Origin of the sequence: Acetobacter sp. DmW_043, assembly GCF_002153485.1 — a bacterium.
Taxonomy (GTDB): Bacteria; Pseudomonadota; Alphaproteobacteria; order Acetobacterales; family Acetobacteraceae; genus Acetobacter; species Acetobacter thailandicus.
The window spans coordinates 48,471-70,754 of sequence record NZ_JOMN01000016.1 but is presented as its reverse complement, the minus strand read 5'-3'; the positions used below and the strand labels follow the sequence as shown (position 1 = coordinate 70,754).

22 protein-coding genes, 1 tRNA gene and 1 other RNA gene are annotated in these 22,284 nt (G+C 53.9%); 20 read left to right on the top strand and 4 right to left on the bottom strand.

The window, feature by feature from the left end; translation table 11 throughout:
* Positions 1-2 precede the first annotated feature (2 nt).
* The 3 genes from HK11_RS06715 (at position 3) to HK11_RS06700 (ending at position 1,714) form a co-directional block, all read left to right on the top strand.
* Complete coding sequence (locus tag HK11_RS06715) at positions 3-752, top strand: class II aldolase/adducin family protein (RefSeq protein ID WP_086554578.1); 750 nt, start codon at positions 3-5, stop codon at positions 750-752.
* 223 nt (positions 753-975) lie between these two features.
* Complete coding sequence (locus tag HK11_RS06710) at positions 976-1,305, top strand: SMR family transporter (RefSeq protein WP_233127582.1); 330 nt, start codon at positions 976-978, stop codon at positions 1,303-1,305.
* Between the two features lie 88 nt (positions 1,306-1,393).
* The gene (locus HK11_RS06700; RefSeq protein WP_143216356.1) at positions 1,394-1,714 is read left to right on the top strand and encodes a hypothetical protein; all 321 of its coding nucleotides are present in this window, start codon (positions 1,394-1,396) and stop codon (positions 1,712-1,714) included.
* Positions 1,715-1,817: 103 nt separating this feature from the next.
* Here HK11_RS06700 and HK11_RS06695 read toward each other — a convergent pair.
* Positions 1,818-1,907, bottom strand: a tRNA-Ser gene (locus HK11_RS06695).
* A gap of 217 nt (positions 1,908-2,124) precedes the next feature.
* Here HK11_RS06695 and rplU point away from each other — a divergent pair.
* The 4 genes from rplU (at position 2,125) to proB (ending at position 5,068) form a co-directional block, all read left to right on the top strand.
* Positions 2,125-2,439 (top strand): 50S ribosomal protein L21, encoded by a 315-nt coding sequence (gene rplU, locus HK11_RS06690; RefSeq protein ID WP_086554575.1) that lies wholly within the window; start codon positions 2,125-2,127, stop codon positions 2,437-2,439.
* A 56-nt stretch (positions 2,440-2,495) separates the two neighbouring features.
* A complete protein-coding gene (gene rpmA, locus HK11_RS06685) occupies positions 2,496-2,765 on the top strand; it encodes a 50S ribosomal protein L27 (protein ID WP_086554574.1) in 270 nt (89 codons plus the stop codon).
* A 108-nt stretch (positions 2,766-2,873) separates the two neighbouring features.
* Positions 2,874-3,893 carry a GTPase ObgE gene (gene obgE / locus HK11_RS06680; protein WP_086554573.1) on the top strand — a complete coding sequence of 340 codons (1,020 nt, stop codon included), beginning with the start codon at positions 2,874-2,876 and terminating at the stop codon, positions 3,891-3,893.
* A 44-nt stretch (positions 3,894-3,937) separates the two neighbouring features.
* Positions 3,938-5,068: a glutamate 5-kinase gene (gene proB, locus HK11_RS06675; protein WP_086554572.1), complete on the top strand. Its 1,131-nt coding sequence runs from the start codon at positions 3,938-3,940 to the stop codon at positions 5,066-5,068.
* Between the two features lie 7 nt (positions 5,069-5,075).
* Here the strand turns inward: proB and HK11_RS06670 are convergent, their stop codons facing one another.
* Positions 5,076-5,714: a hypothetical protein gene (locus HK11_RS06670; RefSeq protein ID WP_086554571.1), complete on the bottom strand. Its 639-nt coding sequence runs from the start codon at positions 5,712-5,714 to the stop codon at positions 5,076-5,078.
* A gap of 57 nt (positions 5,715-5,771) precedes the next feature.
* The gene (locus tag HK11_RS06665) at positions 5,772-6,044 is read right to left on the bottom strand and encodes a DUF2312 domain-containing protein (RefSeq protein ID WP_086554570.1); all 273 of its coding nucleotides are present in this window, start codon (positions 6,042-6,044) and stop codon (positions 5,772-5,774) included.
* A 275-nt stretch (positions 6,045-6,319) separates the two neighbouring features.
* Between HK11_RS06665 and zwf the strand changes: the two genes are divergently transcribed.
* Positions 6,320-7,792, top strand: a complete 1,473-nt coding sequence (gene zwf / locus HK11_RS06660; RefSeq protein ID WP_086554569.1) for a glucose-6-phosphate dehydrogenase — start codon at positions 6,320-6,322, stop codon at positions 7,790-7,792.
* Positions 7,789-8,232, top strand: coding sequence for a hypothetical protein (locus tag HK11_RS06655; protein WP_086554568.1), 444 nt, complete (start codon positions 7,789-7,791; stop codon positions 8,230-8,232). Before zwf ends, HK11_RS06655 begins: the two co-directional genes overlap by 4 nt.
* Here the strand turns inward: HK11_RS06655 and HK11_RS06650 are convergent.
* The gene (locus tag HK11_RS06650) at positions 8,186-9,259 is read right to left on the bottom strand and encodes an alpha/beta hydrolase (protein ID WP_086554567.1); all 1,074 of its coding nucleotides are present in this window, start codon (positions 9,257-9,259) and stop codon (positions 8,186-8,188) included. The two genes, HK11_RS06655 and HK11_RS06650, sit on opposite strands and share 47 nt — an antisense overlap.
* Before the next feature lie 150 nt (positions 9,260-9,409).
* Between HK11_RS06650 and rnpB the strand changes: the two genes are divergently transcribed.
* From rnpB to murG, 11 genes are all read left to right on the top strand, one after another.
* An RNA gene (gene rnpB, locus HK11_RS06645) (RNase P RNA component class A) lies at positions 9,410-9,822 on the top strand.
* Positions 9,823-10,118: 296 nt separating this feature from the next.
* Entirely contained in the window at positions 10,119-10,595 is a 477-nt protein-coding gene (mraZ, locus tag HK11_RS06640; protein WP_086554566.1) for a division/cell wall cluster transcriptional repressor MraZ, read from the top strand.
* Entirely contained in the window at positions 10,595-11,611 is a 1,017-nt protein-coding gene (gene rsmH, locus HK11_RS06635; RefSeq protein ID WP_086554565.1) for a 16S rRNA (cytosine(1402)-N(4))-methyltransferase RsmH, read from the top strand. Before mraZ ends, rsmH begins: the two co-directional genes overlap by 1 nt.
* Entirely contained in the window at positions 11,608-12,471 is an 864-nt protein-coding gene (locus tag HK11_RS06630) for a hypothetical protein (RefSeq protein WP_086554564.1), read from the top strand. Before rsmH ends, HK11_RS06630 begins: the two co-directional genes overlap by 4 nt.
* A 41-nt stretch (positions 12,472-12,512) precedes the next feature.
* Positions 12,513-14,579 (top strand): penicillin-binding protein 2, encoded by a 2,067-nt coding sequence (locus HK11_RS06625; RefSeq protein ID WP_086554563.1) that lies wholly within the window; start codon positions 12,513-12,515, stop codon positions 14,577-14,579.
* Positions 14,576-16,066: a UDP-N-acetylmuramoyl-L-alanyl-D-glutamate--2,6-diaminopimelate ligase gene (locus HK11_RS06620; RefSeq protein ID WP_086554562.1), complete on the top strand. Its 1,491-nt coding sequence runs from the start codon at positions 14,576-14,578 to the stop codon at positions 16,064-16,066. The genes HK11_RS06625 and HK11_RS06620 overlap by 4 nt, the downstream gene beginning before the upstream one ends.
* On the top strand, positions 16,063-17,451 hold the full coding sequence (gene murF / locus HK11_RS06615) for a UDP-N-acetylmuramoyl-tripeptide--D-alanyl-D-alanine ligase (RefSeq protein WP_086554561.1): 1,389 nt from the start codon (positions 16,063-16,065) through the stop codon (positions 17,449-17,451). Before HK11_RS06620 ends, murF begins: the two co-directional genes overlap by 4 nt.
* Positions 17,451-18,545 (top strand): phospho-N-acetylmuramoyl-pentapeptide-transferase, encoded by a 1,095-nt coding sequence (gene mraY, locus HK11_RS06610; RefSeq protein WP_086554560.1) that lies wholly within the window; start codon positions 17,451-17,453, stop codon positions 18,543-18,545. The genes murF and mraY overlap by 1 nt, the downstream gene beginning before the upstream one ends.
* Positions 18,542-19,972, top strand: a complete 1,431-nt coding sequence (gene murD, locus HK11_RS06605; protein WP_086554559.1) for a UDP-N-acetylmuramoyl-L-alanine--D-glutamate ligase — start codon at positions 18,542-18,544, stop codon at positions 19,970-19,972. Before mraY ends, murD begins: the two co-directional genes overlap by 4 nt.
* Positions 19,972-21,138 (top strand): FtsW/RodA/SpoVE family cell cycle protein, encoded by a 1,167-nt coding sequence (locus HK11_RS06600; RefSeq protein ID WP_086554558.1) that lies wholly within the window; start codon positions 19,972-19,974, stop codon positions 21,136-21,138. Before murD ends, HK11_RS06600 begins: the two co-directional genes overlap by 1 nt.
* Positions 21,135-22,283, top strand: coding sequence for an undecaprenyldiphospho-muramoylpentapeptide beta-N-acetylglucosaminyltransferase (murG, locus tag HK11_RS06595; protein WP_086554557.1), 1,149 nt, complete (start codon positions 21,135-21,137; stop codon positions 22,281-22,283). The genes HK11_RS06600 and murG overlap by 4 nt, the downstream gene beginning before the upstream one ends.
* Position 22,284 lies beyond the last annotated feature (1 nt).

Here is a 22,284-nt window from a genome sequence, read left to right as displayed (position 1 = left end):
ATATGGAACACACTACAGAAGAAAAGCTGCGCATCCAGCTGGCTGAATGTTACCATCTGATCAATTATTTCGGATGGACTGAAATGATCTTCAATCATATTTCAGTGCGTCTGCCGGGCGAAGAACGCCGCTACCTGGTCAATACATTTGGCTTAAATTATGACGAAGTCACACCAGATAATCTGCTGATGGTCGATGCTGGCGGCCGTGTCATTACAAACGGTCCGACCCGCCCTAACCCGGCAGGATTTGCCCTGCATGGTGCCATTCATGCTGCGCGTGATGATGTGCACTGCATTATTCATACGCACACAAATGCGGTGTGTGCGGTTGCGATGAAAGAAGAAGGTTTCAGCCACGATAACTTTTATGGTGCACAGCTCTTTGAGCGCGTTGGTTACCATGCCTTCGAAGGGATCACACTCTATGATGATGAACGCCCGCGTATGCTTGAAAGCCTGGGGAAAAAGCATGTGCTGGTGCTGCGCAACCACGGCCTTGCTGTTGGCGGTGCTGACATTCCCCGCGCTTTCTTCCTGCTATGGGTCGCTCAGCGCGCCGCTGAAATTCAGTGTCACACCGGCATGATACCGGGGAAAAACGTGATACTGAGCGAGGAAATCCGTCGTCGCTGCTCGCAGGATGCCGAAGGATTAATTGCCGGCTCGAGCGCTGCACAAAAAATGTTTGATGCTGCTGTAAGAAAAGTGCGTAAAGAGCGTGGCCCTCTCTGGCCCGGAGACAAAGTTTAATCACCCCCACCCGATTATCTGCTGCCCTGGTCATCGCAGAGGCAGCAGAGCATGATACGCTGGTGACGGGCCCATCTCAAAGAGCAAAGCAGCCTCATACAGGCAACAGCGAAACAAAGAATGACTGAGGCTATACGCCACTTCACGTGACAGTTGTGCCTGAAGATGCGATGAAGAAACAAACATCGTGTAAATGCAGAGGCTGCGCGGAGGACAGGTGAATATTTCTTATCTATATCTCGGAGGTGCAATTATATCCGAGGTCCTGGGAACCACTTTTCTAAAACAATCTGAAGGGTTCTCAAAGCTTCTCCCTGGCCTTGCTACTGTCTTTTTTTACGGTTTTGCGTTGTACGCGCTGTCTCATACCCTCAAAACTATTCCTACAGGGGTTGCTTACGCAATCTGGTCTGGGGTCGGCATTGTTTTAATCAGTGCCGTAGCCTGGATATTTCAGGGGCAAAAATTAGATATCCCTGCCATTGCCGGCATGCTGCTGATTATTGCTGGTGTCGTTATCATGAACGTCTTTTCAAAAACTGGCGGGCATTAACGCTGCCGGCTGCGCGCCTGTACCTGAGACTTTACCGCAGAGCTGTGTATGCTCAGGTCTCTGAATGCTGACATGAGACGGACACGACATGACGAGATACAGACTTTATATTCTGACAGCATTGCCTCTGCTGGGAGCCTGCTCTCACACCGGTCAGCCACAGGAGAACTCACGAGCAGAGTTTCTTCGCTCAATGAGTGATTCATCTCCTTCCCAATATGCGACAGAGCAGTCTTCTCATGACAGTAAAATTCACGGATCTCTGTCTGTCGGAACAGGTGTGGGTTCAGGTCGCAGCTACAGCGCAGGGCCAGGCTACCGCACATATGGCCAGAGCCTGAACCAGCCGGACATAATAAACGGAACAGATGCAGGATCGGTTAACAGCCCTTACAGCGAAGATCATTAATCTTTTTTACAGGCCAGCTCATAGTCAGACCACAAACCCATGCCGGGGATGTAGTTCCTGATATTTCAGGGCGTGGTAACATACAGCTAAAAAAATCTCACTATGGCGGAGAGGGAGGGATTCGAACCCTCGGTACGATCACTCGCACAACGGTTTTCGAGACCGCCCCGTTCAGCCGCTCCGGCACCTCTCCGCTTCAGGCCTGAGGTTATAATTGCGGTTTTTTAGCCCGACAAGGCCGGGAACAACAAGTTTTTGTTGACGTAAGCCCTTTGCACCCCGTAAAAGCCCAACCATTCCACAAAGATGGAAGCATGTCGCTCATGCGGCACACGAAAAAAAGCCTCCACAGCTCTCGCCTGCACCCTGCCGCGAGAGGTTAAGAGACCCGAAAGAGAGACTCTGTTATCATGTTCGCAATTATTCGCACCGGCGGCAAACAGTATCGTGTTGAACCTGACATGATCCTGAAAGTTGAAAAACTTGAAGTCGAAGCCGGCGCAACCGTCACATTTGACGAAGTTCTTGCAGTTGGCGGCGAAGGTTCTGCCACCATCGGTGCGCCACTCGTTGCCGGTGCTCGTGTTACTGCCACAGTTGTCGCTCAGGACCGTCGCAAGAAGGTCATCATCTTCAAGAAGCGCCGCCGGCAGAACAGCCGCCGCAAAAATGGTCATCGTCAGCCGGTTACCATCCTGCGTGTTCAAGAAATCAACGCTGCCTGAATTACGCCTTAAGAGCGTATCAGTTTAAAGCAGAAGACCAGAAGAGGACCTGAGTTATGGCACAAAAGAAAGCGGGCGGTTCATCCCGTAACGGGCGCGACAGCGCCGGACGTCGTCTTGGCGTTAAAAAATTCGGTGGCGAAAGCGTCGTTGCAGGCAACATCATCGTGCGTCAGCGCGGCACAAAAATGAAGCCTGGCGTTAATATCGGTGTTGGTCGCGACCACACACTCTTTGCTCTGGTTGACGGCAGTGTTCGCTTTGAACGCCGCTCAGAAGGCCGTGTACACGTCTCTGTTGACGCACTGCCAGCTGCAGCTGAGTAAAGTATAATTTTTTCTGCCCAGGCTGGTTATGCCAAAGCAGAACAAAAGGCCGGTTCTGTGAGGATCGGCCTTTTTTACGTTTAGCTGCTGCTCACAAAGGTACCCCCCATGAAATTTCTCGACCAGGCAAAAATTTATGTCCGCTCAGGCGACGGCGGTGATGGCGTAACGGCTTTCCGTCGTGAAAAATATGTTGAATTCGGGGGGCCTGACGGTGGCAATGGCGGGCGCGGCGGTGACGTTTTCTTTGAAGCTGTCGCTAACCTCAATACGCTCATTGATTTTCGCTACACACAGCATTTCAGAGCCCGCAAAGGCGGCAACGGTGCCGGCTCTGACCGCACCGGCGCGGCGGCCTCGCCCGTCATTATTAAAGTGCCTGTTGGCACTCAGATTTTTGATGATGACCGCGAAACCCTTCTGGCTGACCTCGACGAACCCGGCAAACGGATCATGCTCTGCCGTGGTGGCGATGGTGGCTTTGGTAACGCGAACTATAAAAGCAGCACCAACCGCTCTCCCCGTCGCTCAGATAAAGGCTGGCCGGGTGAAGAACGCTGGGTCTGGCTACGCCTTAAGCTGATTGCTGATGTTGGCCTGGTTGGCATGCCCAATGCTGGCAAATCGACCTTCCTCTCTGTTGTCTCGGCAGCACGCCCAAAAATTGCTGACTATCCTTTCACAACGCTTCATCCGCAACTTGGTGTTGTTCGTCTCTCCGTCGCTGAAGAATTTGTGATTGCTGATATCCCTGGCCTGATCGAAGGCGCACATGAAGGCACAGGCCTTGGCACGCGCTTTCTCGGTCATGTCGAACGCTGCGCTGTGCTGCTGCATCTGATCGATGGTTCAGCAGGTGATGTCGTTGACACCTGGCGCACCATCCGCCGGGAACTCACAGAATATGGCGGGGGACTGGCCAGTAAACCCGAGATTATTGCACTCAACAAGAATGATGCCATGACCCCGCGTGAGGCCTCGGCTCGCCGCCGCGCTTTAGAAAAAGCGAGTGGCGCTTCTGTTGTGCTCATTTCAGCAGCAACCCGTCAGGGTGTACCTGAGCTGTTGCGTACAATTCAGAATCAGGTCACAGAGATACGCAATGAGGAGCGCGATAACGCCTCCTGATCTCGTTTCACTTCAAGCCGCTGTGGCAAACAGGTTCTGAGACTATGACCGGACGCGCTCTTCCCCCTTCCCTGACTTCTGCCCGACGCCTTGTTGTTAAAATCGGCAGCGCTCTGGTTGTGGATACTGAAAAAGCCCTCCCCCGGCAGGAGTGGCTGAACAGCGTTGCTGCTGATATTGCACAGCTGCACAGGCAGGGCACGGCCGTCACCGTAGTTTCGTCAGGGGCTATTGCCCTGGCGCGCCACAGCCTTGGCATGACAGGGCGTACACTGCAACTGGCAGAAAAACAGGCCGCAGCAGCTGTCGGGCAAATCAGCCTGGCGCAGGCCTGGAGCAAGGCCCTGCATGCTCATGGTCTGACTGCCGCACAGCTTCTTTTGACACCGGGTGATACGGAAGACCGAAAGCGGTACCTCAACGCCCGTGCCACGCTTGATACTCTTATAAAACTGAACTGTGTGCCGGTTATCAATGAAAACGATACCGTCGCTACGGCTGAGATCCGCTTTGGTGACAATGACAGGCTGGCAGCCCGCGTTGCACAGATGATCGATGCTGACCAGCTTGTTTTACTCTCTGACATTGATGGTCTCTACACAGCTGATCCCCGCCTTGACCCGACAGCACAACACCTGCCGGTTATCGACGCTCTGACACCTGAAATTGAGGCCATGGGTGGTGAGCCTCCTCCTGGTTATTCTTCAGGTGGTATGCGCACCAAATTACTCGCAGCAGATATCGCTACACGTTCAGGCTGTGCAATGGCTATTGCAAAGGGCCAGCCCCTGCACCCGCTGCGCGCTCTGCTGGAAGGAGCAAGATGCTCCTGGTTCCTGCCGCGCACATGTAGCCAGGACGCCCGCAAACAATGGATTGCAGGCAGCCTGACCCCTGCAGGAAAAATTATTGTTGACCGGGGCGCTGTTGCCGCCCTGCAGCAGGGGTCATCCCTTCTCCCCGCCGGGATTACGCAGGTTGAGGGACAATTTTCACGCGGGGACCTTGTGAGCGTTACTGACGAAGCCGGGCTGCTTTTGGCCCATGGCCTGTCATTTTACGATGCGGAAGCCATACGCCGGATCGCAGGGCATCATTCATCAGAAGTTGAAAAAATTCTTGGCTGGCAACATCATGACGAGATTATCCACCGCGATAACCTCGTTATGGTATAAAATAAATTCAAGAGCCTGAACGTGTCGGAGGCCAGTTTAGCATTGGCTCCGTGCGTTCAGCTGCCTGCCTGCGCTGATCAGCACAATCAGGACGCTCCTGGCTGAAATCGATACGGTGTGGCTCTCTGTTCGCATCAGGCGCACGCTCATGCTCTGATTCTACCGGAAATTTTTGTGTATGCCATGGCATTGAACGCGCCCCGCGCGCCGTCGGCGCGGCCGTCATGTGCGGAACAGGCGGAGCACCACGACGTGGCTCATAAGCATCTGATACACGCGGCGCACGTATAGCCGGCAAAATAGCCGGCATTGCAGGCGGTTCTTCAGCACGGGGCGGAGGGGGTGGCGCAAAACGCACTTCCTCAACTGTTACACCACCAGATGAAACAGGTACCTGTGCATCAGGTGCGGGCACATCCCGCACGGCTGAAGATGATTTCTGCGCCTGTAAAGCAACAAGATGCATAGAGACAGAACGCAGATCAGCCTGAATTTCATGCTGCTGCAGTTCTATCTCTGCCAGACGGCCTTTAAGGCCAAACACGGCAAACGGAATCATCAGAAAAAACAGGCCGTACACCACAGCAGTGACGACAAGAAATACCTGCAGCCAGAGTGGCATCCACTCAGGAAAAAAATCTGACATCGTGCTCCTCTGACCCTGTTTTAAAATTCATCCGCCTGCCGGCATATGGCAGCTGAATTACATACCCAATGCCCGTCTGTAGATATCAAGCAGTGTTTCCTGCTCTTCCACTTCAGCGGGCTCCTGCTTACGGATACGGATGATCTGGCGAATCACCTTCACATCAAACCCGGCAGATTTTGCCTCCGTGAAAATATCCTTAATATCGCTTGCCAGAGCTTTGCGCTCTTCTTCCAGGCGCTCAACGCGCTCTATGATGCTGCGCAGGCGATCAGCGGCAACACCACCGGCTGCTGCGTCTTCACCACTGGAAAAACCTTCATTATCCATAGCGTCTGGTCCTCTGTTTTGTGATTCATAACCAGGCTGCCAGCCCCGGAGAGATATTACCATCCGTCCCGCGACTATCAGAACCGACGGGATTATCGCGGCATGAGCCTGCGGTCAATTGCCTTGACAGCTATCCTCCTTCCGGACAAACCCTAAATCATGAAGCTGATATCTCTGCTATGACCTGTTACAGACTATAAACAAAAACAGGTAACAGGCCTGCCAGAGAAAAAAGCACTTCGCCCTCATTATTCTTGCGGGAGGAACCCAGGGACATGGCCCATATCAATCAAGTTGACCCGTTTGACTTTGTCATCTTCGGAGCAACCGGCGATCTGACCATGCGCAAGCTTCTGCCAGCTTTTCTGCGCCGTTTTCATGCAAAAGAGTTTGCCGATGAAGCGCGTATTATCTGCATTGCCCGCTCTGCCCATTCGGAGGATGACTACCGCCAGCAGGTCAGCAAAACTCTGCGCGAATTTGCCCCTGAGACAGCAAAGAGTACAGCCACGCTTAACCGCTTCCTCAAGCTGGTTCAGTATATCCCGCTCGATGCGACCAAAGCAAATAGCGACTGGTCTGGCCTGGAAAAAGCTCTGGCTGACCCGACTCGCATTCGTGTTTTTTACCTGGCGACCAGTCCCGCGCTGTATTCTCCGTTATGCGCAGCTTTGTCGAAACATGATCTTATCACCGATAAGGCCCGCCTTGTGCTTGAAAAGCCAATCGGGGTTGATTTCACCACCGCGACAGAAATCAATGACGGTGTAGGTAAGTTTTTCCACGAAAGCGCCATTTACCGGATCGATCATTACCTGGGCAAAGAAGGCGTGCAGAATCTTCTCGCACTGCGCTTTGGCAATCCCGTTCTTGAGAAACTCTGGTCCTCTGACGCAATTTCCCACGTACAAATTACCGCGGCTGAAACCGTTGGTGTTGGCACACGTGGCGCATATTACGATGAGTCAGGGGCTTTGCGCGATATGATGCAAAACCACCTGCTTCAGGTGCTGTGTATGCTGGCGATGGATGCCCCGGCCTCACTCAGTGCTGATGATCTGCGCAATGAAAAGCTCAAAGTACTCAATGCACTTCGCCCGATGACATCTGAAATGGTAAGGCAGAATGTTATTCGTGGTCAGTATACAGCCGGCCTGTGCGGGCAGGAAAATGTCTGCAGCTATCAGGATGATCTGGGCAAAGACCGCACATCAAATACTGAAACATACGTTGCCATCCGTACAAAAATCCGTACCAGCCGCTGGGGCAACACGCCGTTTTATTTACGCACCGGCAAACGAATGGCCGCAAAAACAACCGAGATTGTTTTGCAGTTCCGCCCGCAGATCTGGTCTATTTTCAGCAATACTCCTTCACCCGGGCGTCTGGTTATCCGCATTGCTCCTGAAGAGGGCCTGTCTCTGGTTCTTGCCAGTAAAGACCCTGGTGCAGGTGGTTTCAGAGTGCGGAACGCTGATCTTCAGATGCTTTATAATGATCAGTTCAACATTACATACCGGGATTCCTACGAGCGCCTTCTGCTTGATGCTGTGAGAGGAAACCCGGCTTTATTTATCAGACGTGACGAAGTTGAAGCCTCATGGCGCTGGGTTGAACCTATTCTGGCAACATGGCGCGAAGACCTTTCCCCCCTTGAACCTTATCCCGCCGGGAGCTGGGGCCCCGCGTCCGCCCGTATTTTACTGGCACGTGATGGCGCACTCTGGCATGAAGATATGCAGACATGAGCAACAAAACACTTCTCAACCCCAAAAAAACACCCCAAAAACGCACGTTACGCCAGCATGTTCTGCGCCGCCTGGTTATGGTTGTGCCTCTTATGCTGCTGATGATCGGGCTGGCTAAAACCGGTTTTCTCGATAAAGTGGCTGACCGCTATACCTTCCGCGCTGAGAGCTGGTTTAATGACACGGCTCTTGTCAGTCACCTGCGTTTACTCGTAACGAGCAATGGTATGTCGCACGACAGACCTGACTGCCTGCTGTTTATCGTCAATGGCAACGACCCGCTGACCGCTTCACGTATTGACGTGATGCAAAAGCATTCAGGCACATGCCCCAACCCGGGCAAAGAACTGCCAAAACTCTTTACGTTGCAGATTGACCGAGTCAACCACACTATTATGTCTGACCAGGGGTCTCCGGGTGAATTCCACCCTGTTCCCTGAGAGCGCCTGCAAACGCCCTGCGCAGCATTTTCCCTCCGGCGCGCAGGGCCCGTTTACCGGGGGGCATAACCGCATAGAAATTAAGAAAACCGTGCAGGGCTCCTGAATAACAGGCATAAGCCACCGGTACACCTGCTGCCCTGAGAGCCTGCGCATAGCGGGCACCATCATCACGCAACGGATCACACTGAGCGGTCATGATAACAGCGGGAGCCAGCCCGGTCAGATCCTGAGCAAACCCGGGTGCAAAACGCAGATCTGTCCAGTTCTCTTTATGAGCAAGATACTGCGCTCCATACCATCTTAGCGCGTACTGCGATAAAAAATGCCCCTCACCATAATGCTCATGTGAGTGGGAAATATCATCACCATAAAGCGTCGGATAATATAAAAGCTGCAAAACCGGGCGGGGCAAACCTCCCTTTTTAGCCTGCTGCGCCAGAACGGCGGCAAGGTTCCCCCCTGCACTATCACCAGCCACGGCAACGTCCCCTCCCCAGTAATGGCGGGACTGTTCAGCAAGCCAGCGCAGAACAGCCTGAACGTCTTCCACTGCGGCAGGAAAAGGATATTCAGGCGCCAGGCGATATTCAGGCATGAGCACAGCCGCCCCTGAACTGCGGGCAAGACGACAGCAGATACCATGATGGGAAGTCAGACCACAATGAACAAACCCACCACCGTGCAGAAACAAAACGGCCCCTCTGACACAACCATATGGAATGTAAAGACGGGCACGCAGCATACCGTTAGCCCCAGGCACTTTCAGAGAAATTACCCGCCTGACCTGCAGAGATGACAGGCATGGTATAAAGGAAGGGCTGTCTGTCACCTTACGCAACCGGGCTAAAAAAGCCTCCCTTACCCTGAGCTGATCATCCGGGCTCAACGGAATTGCAGGTGGCTGATCTGCATTCTTTTTCTGCTGACGGGCTGCCTGTTTCCTGATGCACCACAATAAAAATCGCGCAGAACGTGTCGGACGCGCCGGGTCAGATGCCGCATGTGAAAACTCAGAACAACGCATATCCGAACCCTTTTTATGGTTTGTGAACAGTATCGGCAGTGCTGATTTTACCTGAAAAAATTCTCTTTATACATGCAGATGCTTATATAATGACCATTACCCGGCTTTTCGGCCTTGACCTGCAACGCATCCCGACGCAGGGTGCAGCCTCCAGGCGGTTGGACGGTCGCTGCTCTGCTTTGCAGAGGAGAGGAAAGTCCGGGCTCCACGGGAGAACGGTGCCGGTTAACTGCCGGCGAGGGCGACCTTAGGGAAAGTGCCACAGAAAACAAACCGCCTTCCGGGTTTTTTTCATGGGAAACCATGGGACAAACTGAAGGTAAGGGTGAAACGGTGCGGTAAGAGCGCACCGCTCAGCTGGTAACAGCCGAGGCATGGTAAACCCCACCGGGAGCAAAACCGAATAGGGACAGCAGAAACCCCGCAAGGGCGTTTCAGAGGTTCTTCCGCCTCGCTGTCCGGGTTGGTTGCTTGAGGTATGCTGCAAGGCATATCCTAGAAGAATGACCGTCCAGGCTCCTTACGGAGCCGGACAGAACCCGGCTTACAGACCGCCTGGATTAACCTTCCTAAGCTGTTAATAAATATTAACAATTCGTTTATTCCTGATATTTTCATGAACAAAATAATCTCTCTGCCCAGGCGCAATTCAGGCAAACAATATTCAGACTTATTTTTTCTTTACTCTTCTCAAAGATACTTAAAAAACAAACCGTTTTCTGTTGTTTTTTATCTGGTTTGAATTGCTTCCCATGAAATCCCATGCTATCCCAAATATTAACAGCAGAGTGTGATTCCAGTCTTGCTTTGCATCAGGCACGCAAACAAATAACAACCTGCAGCAGGGGAAAAGCATCGGGTGAGTGTGTTTCTTGGCACACATGAAAACAAATTTGACGCGAAAGGTCGCGTCTCAATTCCGGCCGCGTTTCGCACTGTTCTCAAAAGCCAGCATATGGAAGGTGACTCTCTGATGATACTTCGTCCCTCACATGTCATGCCGTGCATCGAAGCCTGGCCTGCTGCTGCTTTTTCTCAGCTGACCAGCTCGCTTGACCGCCTGGATATGTTTTCTGACGAGCACGATGATCTGGCCGCAGCCCTGTATGCAGATGCCTACCCTGCTGACCCCGACCGTGAAGGACGAATTATTTTACCTGACTTTCTGCGCGACCATGCCGGCCTGACCAGCAGTGCAACGGTAGCTTTTATGGGTGTCGGGCGCACCTTTCAGCTATGGGAGCCTGAAGCAGCGAAACAGCGCCGTGCTGAAGCCCGCCTGCGTTCACGCCGCGTCAATCTGCCTGCGGCCCACAAAAATGAGGGGCACAGCTGATGACCACGCCTCCTTTCTCACCTTCAGTGCAGGGGCACTCAGGCCACGTTCCGGTCATGCTCTCCGAAGTGCTTAGCGCCCTTGCACCCGCTGATGGAGAGACCTTTCTCGACTGCACGTTTGGCGGTGGCGGTTACACATCTGCAATCCTGAACAGTGCAGACTGCTCTGTTTACGCTATTGACCGCGACCCCCATGCTATCGACCGTGGTCAGGCTCTGGCAGGTCATTTCTTATCTGCGGACGGATCCCCTCGCCTTCACATGCTGCACGGCTGCTTTGGCGATATGAAAAATCTGGCCGAAGCAGCCGGTATTTATGCATTTGACGGCATTGTTCTGGATCTGGGTGTATCATCATTTCAGCTGGATGAAGCTGAACGTGGCTTTTCATTTAAGCAGGATGGTCCGCTCGATATGCGTATGGGGCGCGACGGGCAGACGGCGGCTGATCTTATTAATACAGCCCCTGAAACTGAACTTGCTGATATTTTCCATTATTATGGTGAAGAGCGTCATGCACGTCGCGTGGCGCGGGCCATTGTTGCCGACCGGGCTGCCACCCCTTTCACCACAACCCTGCAGCTGGCCGAACTTATACGACGGATTGTACCAGCTGATCGTTCAGGCATTGATACGGCAACACGTTCTTTTCAGGGATTGCGTATTGCTGTTAACGACGAACTTGGAGAGATCGAAAATGGTCTGACCCAGGCGCTTGATCTGCTCTCTCCCGGGGGCAGGCTCGTTGTTGTTTCTTTTCACTCCCTGGAAGACCGTATTACCAAGCGTGTATTTGGTAAGGCGACTGGTAAAACACAAAACATTTCGCGCTATGACCCGCGCGCTGTCACGTCACGCAGCGCAGAGAGTGAGTTTGTCACTCTGACTTCTAAGCCTTTGCGCCCTGGTGCAGATGAATCTGATACCAACCGACGCGCACGCAGTGCGAAGCTGCGTGCTATCGTGAAACGCCCTCTCGTATCTTCTTCGCCTGCTAAAGGACAGACCGTATGATACCCCGGCCATTTACATGCTGCTCGGCTATTCTGGCGATTGCGTCGGGATTTTTTCTTTATACGAAGAAGCACCAGACAACTTTACTTGACCAGCAGATTTCAAGAATTGTCTCAGAAACACAGCACGTCAGGGCGCAGACGGCTATGCTGCGAACTGAGTGGGCGCTGGAAAATCAGCCCGAACGTCTGACACATCTGGCAGAGCACCACCTCCCGGACCTTCACCCTATGGAACCGGTTCAGTTCGTGCGCATGGCTGACCTTGGTAAAAACCTGCCACCTTTATCCGGGCCTGTTATGGCTCTGGCTGCGGCCCCGTCCGCAGTTGTGGCTGTGGCTGTCAAACCTCCGGTAACGGCAGTAGTAGCCGTAGCGAAACCTGTTTCGCACCTGCCACAGGACGCGCATGTTCATACAACAGCTGTTTCTTACACCAGTGCAGAACCTGCCATCAGGCCTGTGCAGACAACTTTTACTGTACAGTCACCTGCCCCGGCAGCTGTTCACCATACGCTCACCATAACCGGGGCAGCTGCACATGACAGCAAACCTCAGCCCGTAAAGGTGTTAACCGCACAGCTGCCTGCTTCGCATGAGGTACGGTTACCTGCACCAAAAATTATGGCAGCTCAGGTCACACCATCTGCATTACCTGTAGCGGTGCACACCCGGCAGGCGGAGGTACGCCACCCGCTGCCTCTTACCGTTGCCAGCTGGCACGCGCCACGAACCAGACAGGCTGCACCATCTTCAGAATCAGGATATGTGGAAGCGCGCGCCGGTTCATCTTACGACAGCGGATCTCTGCTCAGCCGCAGCGGAACCGAAATGGCACCCCCGGTTCCCGTATCAAACTAAATCTGCCTCTGTTTACAGCCTGAAAGTGTCTGCATCCTGCAATGGCCCGATCGCCTCAAGAATCTGGTCCGTCTTCACCCCCATCACGCACAGTACGCGTCACCGGGGATGACCTGCGCGCACGCGCGCATCGCGATAAAATGCATGTCAGGCTCCTTGTCGTTGCTGCCGGTTTCTTTGGTCTTTTTTCTGCCGTAGCCGTCAAGCTCTCCATCGCGACAGTCTTTGCTCCTATGGCACCTGAAAGCCGGCAGATTGCCCCGCAGGTACCTAAGATCCCGCAAATTGACCCTAAAGGCAGCCTGTCAGCTGATTTCTCTCTGCCTCAGGTACATCGGGCATCTGTTATCGACCGTAACGGGCAGACACTGGCTTTATCTCTGCCGGTTGCTCAGGTTTATGCTAACCCGCAAGAGCTGATTGACCCGCAGGATGTGGCTAAGAAACTTCAGTCTGTTCTGCATGACCTGAATTTAGAAGAGGTTACACGTCGCCTCTCGCTACCCAAACAGTTTGTTTATATTGCACGTAACATCTCCCCACAGCAGGAGATGGCGATCAACAACCTTGGTATTCCCGGTATTTATTTTGAGCAGGGTGAGCGCCGCCGCTACCCTCTTGGCCGCACAGCTGCCCATATTATCGGGGCGGTTGATATTGATGATCATGGCATTGCAGGGGTAGAGCGTTATTTTAACACACGCCTGATGTCTGACCGCACTCCCCTGCGTCTTTCCCTGGATGTGCGCGTGCAGTCAGTCGTCCGGGACGAGCTTGCTGCTGCGATGTCAACATTCCAGGCTATTGGTGCCTGTGCCATCGTGATGGATGTCCATACCGGCGAAATCATCGCCATGGTCAGTCTGCCTGATTTTGATGCCAATGATTTTGTGCACGCAAAAAATGATGAGCATTTTAACAGGGCAGTAACCGGGCTATATGAGCCTGGTTCTACTTTTAAACTTCAGACTGCTGCTATGGGGCTGCAAACCGGCACCATTCATATCTGGGACCGTTTTTCTTCTGTGCCCATTCATGTCGGACGATTTAAAATCTCTGACATGAAAAGTGATCATTTCACGGAATGGCTAAGCCTGCCCGAAGTGATGGCTTACTCATCCAACCCGGCAGCGGCACATATCGCGCTTGACGTTGGTGCTGTAAAACAGGCCGCCTGGATGAAAGATATGGGATTTTTTGCTCCCGTACCAATTGAACTGCCTGAAGCCGCCCGCCCGCTCGTGCCTCATCGCTGGAGCCTTTCAACAACGATGACAGTCGGGTTTGGTCACGGCATTGCAGAATCTCCCCTGGCCATTGTGCGCGGTACAGCAGCAACCGTTAATGGTGGGATACTGATTAAACCAACGTTGCTGGAAGCCGGTGAAGCAGCTGAATCTGTTGTTAAAGCCAGAAACGAAGCTCCCGCTGCTGATGCAAACCTGAGAGACCTGCAAAGCGCGGCCTTCCAGCAGGCTCTTACCCATGCGCAGGCACAGCAGGCTAACAGCACAGCAGACAACAAAGACGGTGATGACCCCCAGCCGACACCCCAGGGCAAGCGGGTTATCTCTGAGCAGATATCAGCTCTCCTTCGCAGGCTGCTGCGCCTTGATGTTACAAAAGGCACGGGTAAAACGGCTGAATCTCCAGGGTATTTTGTTGGCGGTAAAACGGGTACAGCTGAAAAAATCGGACCACACGGTGGCTATCTGAAACATACAAATATTTCAGCCTTCACCAGCATTTTCCCAATGAATGCACCACGCTATGCCGTGTATGTCATGCTCGACAGCCCCAAACCAACACCAGAGACACATGGCTGGACAACCGCAGGCTGGAACGCCGCCCCGACTGTATCAAAAATTATCACGCGTATTGGTCCGATGCTGCAAATCTTTCCTGACACGGCCCATGCCGCAGAAATTGATGCAGGCATGGCTTTACCCATGCACCCGACACCTCCCCGTGGTGTGCGCCCTCTGGGACCAGGCAACGACCCCGGAGACCCCCGTAAAGCCGAAGCCGCACGCAAAGCCATGCAAATGGCTGAAAAACGCCTGAGAGCCCAACAAAAAAAACAATCTGCTGAGGTCATGGACGAATGAGCCTTTCTCTCCCCGCCCTGTGTCACGCAGCACATGTGCCTGTGCCTTCTCATGAGCACAGTCTTTTTCGCACCGTCACAATCAGCGCCGTCACGGCTGACAGCCGTGCTGTTACGCCGGGTACTTTATTTGTTGCCTTGCCGGGTACAAAAACTGATGGGCGTGCTTTTATCGCCAGTGCCGTCACTCAGGGGGCCGCTGCGGTTCTTATGCCTGATGATGACACTCCCTGGCCATCCGACGTGCCACAACGCCCCCTTTTACGCGCGGAAAATCCACGTAAGGCTCTGGCTCTTATGGCAGCTGCCCTTGCAGGCCGGCAACCGGCACCGCTGGTGGCGGTAACTGGTACAAATGGCAAAACGAGCACTGTTGGTTTTTTACGCCAGCTCTGGGCACTGCATGGTTTTCGGGCCGCTGCCCTTGGCACACTGGGGCTGACCGGCACTGACCTGCCCCCGCTTAAAATGCCTGCGCTCACTACACCTGACCCTGTCGCACTGGCAAACGGTCTTGCTACTCTTGCACAGGCCGGGGTTAATCATGTTGCTCTTGAAGCCTCTTCTCATGGTTTGCAGCAAAACCGTCTGGATGGTCTGCATCTGACTGCTGCGGGCTTTACAAATCTGACACGCGACCATCTTGACTACCACGGTACGCCAGAGGCCTATCGCACGGCAAAACTCAGATTATTTTCTGAACTCTTGCCAGAGGGCGCTGTCGCAGCGGCCAATGCTGATATGGACCCGCAAACCCTTGCCGCACTGCGTGAAACAGCAAAAGCGCGCAAACTTACCCTGCGCACAGTTGGCGCTGAGGGCGATTATATCCGCCTGATCTCACAAACCCCTCTTCCCACAGGGCAGGAAATCGTGATTGATGCAGATGGCAGCCGTCATACACTTACACTTTCTCTGCCTGGCCGGTATCAGGTTGACAATATCCTGCTGGCTGCAGCCCTCGCCGCACAAAATGACATATCCCTGCAGGATGTTATCGCCCTCCTCCCCGGACTTGAAGGTGTAAAAGGCCGGATGGAACGGGTGCTGATGCTGCCTGACGGGGCTGCTGCCTATGTTGATTATGCACACACACCTGACGCCCTTGCCAGCCTGCTGGCCTCTTTACGCCCGCACACACAGGGTCGTCTGATTGTCGTATTTGGTGCAGGCGGAGACCGTGACCGCGGCAAACGCCCGCTTATGGCCCGGGAAGCGGCAAAAGGTGCTGATATTGTCATCATCACAGATGACAACCCCAGAACTGAAGATGCCGCCTCCATCCGTGCTGAAGTCAGAAGCGGCGCCCCTGATGCCCTCACCATTGGCAATCGCAGAGATGCTATAGCTAAAGGGCTGTCACTGTTAGCCCCTCAGGATATTCTTGTCATTGCCGGTAAAGGCCACGAGCAGGGACAGATTATTGGCACTGAAATACATCCTTTTGATGATGCCTCCGTCCTGCGCGAACTGGCAGGTGTTATATGACCGGACCACTCTGGACCACTGAGGAACTGACAGCCGCAACCGGTGGACATTTTACCGGCCCATGCTCAGCTCTTATCACCGGTATTTCTATCGATACCCGCACCCTTGCTCCTGGTGATTTGTTCATTGCCCTGAAAGGCGAGAACAGTGACGGACATGCCCATATCAGCACAGCGCTTGAAAAAGGTGCGGCTGCGGTCATGGTGCATGATGCGACATCGTGTGATGACCCCCGCCTGCTTGTTGTGTCTGACACCCTGAGCGGGCTTCAGGCTCTGGCTATGGCAGCCCGCGCCCGCTTTGCCGGCAAAACGATTGCCGTCACCGGCAGTGTTGGCAAAACGACTACCAAAGAAATGCTGCGCGTCGCCCTGGGCGCACTTGGGCAGGTGCATGCGGCTGAAGCATCATATAACAATCACTGGGGCGTCCCCCTCACGCTGGCACGCCTGCCCCGTGAAGCAGCATTCTGCATCAGTGAAATCGGCATGAACCACCCTGGCGAAATTTCGCCGCTGGCTCATATGGTTCGCCCCGATATTGCAGTTATCACCACCATCGCATCAGCTCACATCGGCTACATGGGCAGCCTTGATGCTATTGCTGAAGAAAAATCTGCGCTCATTTCTGCTCTGCCAGCAAATGGCATTGCTGTGATACCTGACGATGCACACGGCCAAAGCTTTTTTACACGGGCAGCCGCTGCGGTTCACGCCACATTATGGTCCTGTGGTCAGAAGCCCGATAGTACCGTCAGAGCATCTGACCTGCATATGATGGCTGAAGGTTCTTCTTTTCAGGCGCACACACCACACGGTACAGTCTCTGTGCGGTTAAACGCACCGGGTCAGCACCTGGTGCGCAATGCCCTGGCAACACTGGGCGTCGTAGCTGCTCTGAAAGGTGACCTGCCGCGTGCCGCAGTCGCCATGGCCAGCTTCTCCCCGGGGAAAGGACGCGGCGCTTTTACTCACATTGCAGGCGGCGCCATAACCCTGCTTGACGAGAGCTATAATGCCTCAGCAGCTTCTGTTAAAGCAACGCTTGAGACACTCAGACTTATTCCTGCCAGCCGTCATATTGCCATACTGGGCGATATTCGCGAGCTGGGTGATTTTTCAACGACCGAACACGCCGCACTGGCTCCTGTTGCTGCTCAGTGTGCTGATCTTATTTTTTGCTGCGGACCACACATGAAATCCCTCTATGATTCTCTGCCTCATGCGAAACAGGGCGCATGGGCTGAAAACTCTGCTGCCCTGGCCCCTCTTGCCTGCGCTGCCCTGCGGCGGGGGGATGTGCTTCTGGTTAAAGGCAGCCTTGGCAGTCGCATGCGTGTCGTTATCGAAGCTCTCACTGCTCTGTCTCATGTGGAACCCGCCTGATGCTCTCCTTTCTCTCCTCTCTCAGCCTGCATGATGGCCATGTTCCGCTTATCAACCTCCTGCGCTACATCTCTTTTCGTGCCGGCTGCGCCTGCCTGACAGCACTGGTCGTGTCGCTGTTTCTGGGCAAACCTCTGATTGCCATGCTCAGACGTATCCAGCGTGGCGGACAGCCCATCAGGGCGCTCGGACCAGAACGCCACCTGGTTGAAAAAGCCGGTACCCCAACAATGGGTGGCGTGCTTATTCTGATCTCAATGCTGGTTTCCATATTATTATGGGGCGACCTGTCTAACGGGCTTTTATGGGCTGTACTGCTGACTACTCTTGGCTTTGGCGGCGTTGGCTTTGCCGATGATTATCTGAAGCTTTCAAAACGCAATACGGATGGTGTGTCGAAGCGCGCGCGACTTGGCAGCGAGTTTCTGATCTCTCTGCTCTGCGGATGGTGGCTGCAACACATGATGCCACCTGACCTCGCCAATAAAGTGGCCTTTCCGTTTGCTAAAGACCTGTTGCTGCCACTCGGCTTTGCTTTTCCGCTTTTTGCCATGATCACCATTACCGGATTTGGTAATGCTGTGAACTTCACTGATGGCCTTGATGGCCTGGCTATTGTGCCTGTTGTTATTGCCGCTCTGGTCTTTGGTCTGCTGTCTTACGTTGTCGGGAATCATGTTTTTGCTGATTATCTGCAGGTGCATGCCGTACCAGGCGCCGGTGAACTGGCCGTTTTCTGTGCAGCCCTGATTGGTGCCGGCTTAGGGTTTTTATGGTTTAACGCACCACCGGCTTCGGTATTCATGGGCGACACCGGCTCTCTCTCTCTTGGCGGGGCGCTGGGGGCCCTGGCAGTTGCCATTAAACATGAGCTGGTACTGTGCATTGTTGGCGGGCTGTTTGTCATTGAAACCTGCTCCGTTGTGATACAGGTTTTCTGGTATAAACGTACAGGACGTCGTATTTTTCTGATGGCGCCCATACACCATCATTTTGAGAAAAAAGGCTGGGCTGAACCGAAAATCGTGATCCGTTTCTGGATTGTCTCTATCGTTCTGGGGCTGTGCGGCCTGGCCACGCTGAAACTACGATGACACATATTTTTCCTGACACTCTTTTTACAGATCATCGCTATGCCGTGCTGGGTCTGGGGCGCAACGGCAGCCCCGCAGCCATAGCCCTGGCGCAAATGGGTGCGAGCGTTCAGGCATGGGACGACAGCGAACAGGCACGTAATGGCCTGCTTGCTCTTATTGCCCGGCAACCTGCTGACATACAAAACCGCCTTACTCTCGCACCACCTGAAACCTTCGATGGCTTTTCTGCTCTGGTGCTGTCTCCGGGTATTCCCCACATCCTGCCGGCTCCGCACCCGGCAGCAGCCCGCGCCCGTGCCGCAGGTATACCTGTTCTTTCAGATGCTGAACTGCTGTTTCAGGCTGTGCGTAAAGCTGGCAGCAAGGCACGCTTTGCCGGCATTACCGGCACAAATGGCAAAAGCACAACCACAACCCTCCTCGCTTATATCCTTGAACAGGCTGGCATGCCTGTTGCGGCGGGAGGCAATCTCGGCCCCGCGGCACTCAGCCTGCCACTTTTGCCGGACAACGGTGTATATGTGCTTGAGATGTCATCCTACATGCTTGAGCGCCTTGAGAGCATGCATTTTGATGTCGCCTGCCTGCTTAACCTGACACCTGACCATCTTGATCGTCATGATGGCATGAGCGGATATACCGAGGCCAAAAAGCAGATCTTTAAAGGTCAGACACAAAACGACCTTGCTGTTGTCGGCATTGAAGATAATTTTTGCCGCGCTGTCATTGATGAGTTACGGACAAAAAACTGTAACTGCATAACCATCTCGGGCAGCCCTGATGAACCACAGGCTGATATTTTCGCAGACGGAAAAATACTCCGCCGCAAAGCAGAAAAACTCGCCTCTGCGGGTCCTGCCCTGCCAGGTAGTCACAACGCACAAAATGCAGCGGCAGCATGGGCTATGGCAGAGTTTCTGGGCGTTAATCCTGACGTTATCCGTCAGTGCCTTTCCTCTTTTGCTGGATTGCCGCACCGGCAAAAAATTGTCGTACAGCATCAGGGGGTAACGTTTATTGATGACAGCAAAGCCACGAATGCTGATGCAACAGCGCGGGCGCTCGACTGTTATGAAAACCTGATCTGGATTGCCGGCGGCATAGCAAAAGAAGGTGGTATTGACTCACTTTCATCATATTTCCCGCGTATCAGACATGCTTTCCTGATCGGACGCGATGCTGAAAAGCTGGCAGAAACACTCCGTGCGCATCAGGTCCCCTTTACGGTTGCCGGCACGCTTGACAAGGCTGTGCCTGCGGCTTTTGCTGAGGCAAAGAGCTCACAGACACCTGTTGTGCTGCTCTCCCCTGCCTGTGCAAGCTTTGACCAGTTTTCAGGTTTTGAAGCACGTGGGTTATATTTTCAGCAGCTGGCACAGGCTCTGACGAACCCGTCTGTTTCTCAGCCAGGAGAAAGTATCTGATGCCAGGCTTTTCCCGCAGTGATGATTCCCCCTTTGGGCGGTGGTGGCGCAGTGTTGACCGCACAACGCTCATCTGTGCCTTCATTCTGATCGGGTTTGGCTATATTCTCATGCTGGCTGCAAGCCCTGCTGTTGCAGTACGTATCGGCGCATCGCGCAATATGTTTATTTTAAAGCAGGTGATGTTTCTCACCGTTGCCGGTACGATTATGACCGGCGTTTCAATGCTGTCGCGCAGAACTGTTCTCAGACTGGCTATGATCTGCGGGGCGCTGATGCTCGGCGCAACCCTGCTGACACTGGTGCATGGCATTGAAATTAAAGGAGCCCGCCGCTGGATTGCACTGCCACTTATGTCTCTCCAGCCTTCTGAGTTTCTGAAACCCTGTTTTGCTGTGGTTACCGGCTGGCTTCTGACACAGCGGCGCCTGTCACGCTATCTGCCAGGGATGCTGATCGCTTTTGTTCTGTATGGCATTATCCTCATGCTGCTTAAATCGCAGCCTGACATTGGCATGCTGACCGTCGTAACGCTGGTATTTCTGATCCAGCTTTTTGTCGATGGTCTGAGCCTGGCCCTGGTCGGCGTTGGTGTTGCTCTTATTATTGCTGCTGGCATTTCAGCCTTTTTTCTGTTTCACCATGTGCGCTCACGTGTTGAGCGCTTTCTGCACCCTGATGTAGGCGACCATTATCAGATTGACACTGCACTGCGTGCTTTTGGCAATGGCGGCCTGGCCGGGCGCGGTCCAGGTGAAGGGCGGGTTAAAGACCTGCTGCCAGATGCTCATGCTGACTTTGTTTTTGCCGTTGCAGGCGAGGAATATGGCATGATTGTTTGCATGCTTATCATTCTTGTCTTTAGTGTTATTATCATCCGCACGCTGCTGCGCCTTATTCGTGAAGATAATGCTTTCGTCGTTATTGCTGTAACGGGACTTATTTCTGGTTTTGGGTTTCAGGCTTTTGTAAATATGGCTTCAACCCTGCATCTGATCCCGACCAAAGGCATGACACTACCCTTTATTTCTTACGGTGGCTCTTCAGCAATGTCGATTGCTCTGGCTCTGGGTATGGTCCTCGCTCTGACCCGCCATCAGCCAGGGGATCGCGCAAATTTTGGTTCACCCCTTTTAACCCCCCGAACACAGGGACGCACACCATGAGCACATCACGCACCATTGTGATCGCAGCCGGCGGAACGGGCGGACATTTTTTCCCCGCGCAGGCTCTGGCAGATGAGCTGAGTGCCCGCGGGCATACCCTTGTACTTATGACCGATGAGCGCACAGGCTCCATCAGTGAGGGTGTCTTCTCCAAGGGGCAGCAGTTTACCCTGCCTGCCTCAGGCGTGGTGGGGCGTAACCCCCTGCGCGCGCTGAAAGCCTGCCTGACACTTCTCAAAAGTGCATGGAAAGCCCGCTCACTGCTGCAAACCATCAGGCCTGATGCTGTTGTCGGCTTTGGTGGCTACCCCTCCGTTGCCCCCCTGCTGGGTGCGCGGCTTATGGGTAAGACACACCCTCCGCTGATCATCCACGAAGGTAACGCCATTCTTGGGCAGGCTAATGCGGTGCTCTCCCGCTTTGCTGATGTCATTGCAACATCCTTCCCGACCGTAGCCCGCCTGCCAGTTGGCACCCATACCGTGCTGACGGGCATGCCGGTACGTCCGGCCATCACCGCACTGGCAGGCGAGCCATTTACTCCGCCTGGCGAAACTATCAGCCTGCTGGTATGGGGAGGTTCGCTCGGGGCTACTGTTTTTTCTGAAGTGTTGCCCGCTGCACTGGCACGCCTTTCCCCCGAGCTGCGTAAGCGCCTGCGCGTAACACAACAGGCCCGCAAAGCCGATATCGAGGCCGTGCGCAAAACATATGCAGAGCTTGGCCTGAATGCCCGTGTTGAGTCCTTCCTCAGCGATGTGCCCGATCTTCTCAGGTCAGCGCATCTGGTTATTGGCCGCGCCGGAGGGTCATCCATTGCAGAGCTGACTGTTGCCGGGCGCCCTTCCATTCTCGTTCCACTGCCCATAGCAGCCAGCGATGAGCAGACTGAAAATGCCAAGGCCATCACCTCTGCCGGAGCAGGCTGGATCATGCGCCAGCCCGACTTTACGCCTGTTGCTCTGGCATCACGCCTCACAGATTTACTTACCTCACCCGATGAGCTTGAGCGCGCTGCAGCCGCAGCTGCCAGGCTTGCCCGTCCCGATGCCGCCAGACACCTGGCTGACAGTGTAGAAGAATGCTTTCATCTTTCCCCATCTTCAGTAAACCAGCCTCCTCACAGCCCTCAGAAAACAGTCTGAA

Excerpts from the sequence above, each read along its gene's own strand:
- rplU (WP_086554575.1), top strand. The coding sequence starts at position 2,125 with ATGTTCGCAATTATTCGCACCGGCGGCAAACAGTATCGTGTTGAACCT.
- mraY (WP_086554560.1), top strand. The coding sequence starts at position 17,451 with ATGCTCTCCTTTCTCTCCTCTCTCAGCCTGCATGATGGCCATGTTCCG.
- proB (WP_086554572.1), top strand. The coding sequence starts at position 3,938 with ATGACCGGACGCGCTCTTCCCCCTTCCCTGACTTCTGCCCGACGCCTT.
- HK11_RS06670 (WP_086554571.1), bottom strand. The coding sequence starts at position 5,714 with ATGTCAGATTTTTTTCCTGAGTGGATGCCACTCTGGCTGCAGGTATTT.
- HK11_RS06665 (WP_086554570.1), bottom strand. The coding sequence starts at position 6,044 with ATGGATAATGAAGGTTTTTCCAGTGGTGAAGACGCAGCAGCCGGTGGT.
- HK11_RS06625 (WP_086554563.1), top strand. The coding sequence starts at position 12,513 with ATGGCCCGATCGCCTCAAGAATCTGGTCCGTCTTCACCCCCATCACGC.
- murF (WP_086554561.1), top strand. The coding sequence starts at position 16,063 with ATGACCGGACCACTCTGGACCACTGAGGAACTGACAGCCGCAACCGGT.
- HK11_RS06620 (WP_086554562.1), top strand. The coding sequence starts at position 14,576 with ATGAGCCTTTCTCTCCCCGCCCTGTGTCACGCAGCACATGTGCCTGTG.
- zwf (WP_086554569.1), top strand. The coding sequence starts at position 6,320 with ATGGCCCATATCAATCAAGTTGACCCGTTTGACTTTGTCATCTTCGGA.
- rpmA (WP_086554574.1), top strand. The coding sequence starts at position 2,496 with ATGGCACAAAAGAAAGCGGGCGGTTCATCCCGTAACGGGCGCGACAGC.
- murG (WP_086554557.1), top strand. The coding sequence starts at position 21,135 with ATGAGCACATCACGCACCATTGTGATCGCAGCCGGCGGAACGGGCGGA.
- HK11_RS06600 (WP_086554558.1), top strand. The coding sequence starts at position 19,972 with ATGCCAGGCTTTTCCCGCAGTGATGATTCCCCCTTTGGGCGGTGGTGG.
- murD (WP_086554559.1), top strand. The coding sequence starts at position 18,542 with ATGACACATATTTTTCCTGACACTCTTTTTACAGATCATCGCTATGCC.
- HK11_RS06630 (WP_086554564.1), top strand. The coding sequence starts at position 11,608 with ATGATACCCCGGCCATTTACATGCTGCTCGGCTATTCTGGCGATTGCG.
- HK11_RS06655 (WP_086554568.1), top strand. The coding sequence starts at position 7,789 with ATGAGCAACAAAACACTTCTCAACCCCAAAAAAACACCCCAAAAACGC.
- obgE (WP_086554573.1), top strand. The coding sequence starts at position 2,874 with ATGAAATTTCTCGACCAGGCAAAAATTTATGTCCGCTCAGGCGACGGC.
- rsmH (WP_086554565.1), top strand. The coding sequence starts at position 10,595 with ATGACCACGCCTCCTTTCTCACCTTCAGTGCAGGGGCACTCAGGCCAC.
- HK11_RS06650 (WP_086554567.1), bottom strand. The coding sequence starts at position 9,259 with ATGCGTTGTTCTGAGTTTTCACATGCGGCATCTGACCCGGCGCGTCCG.
- HK11_RS06700 (WP_143216356.1), top strand. The coding sequence starts at position 1,394 with ATGACGAGATACAGACTTTATATTCTGACAGCATTGCCTCTGCTGGGA.
- HK11_RS06715 (WP_086554578.1), top strand. The coding sequence starts at position 3 with ATGGAACACACTACAGAAGAAAAGCTGCGCATCCAGCTGGCTGAATGT.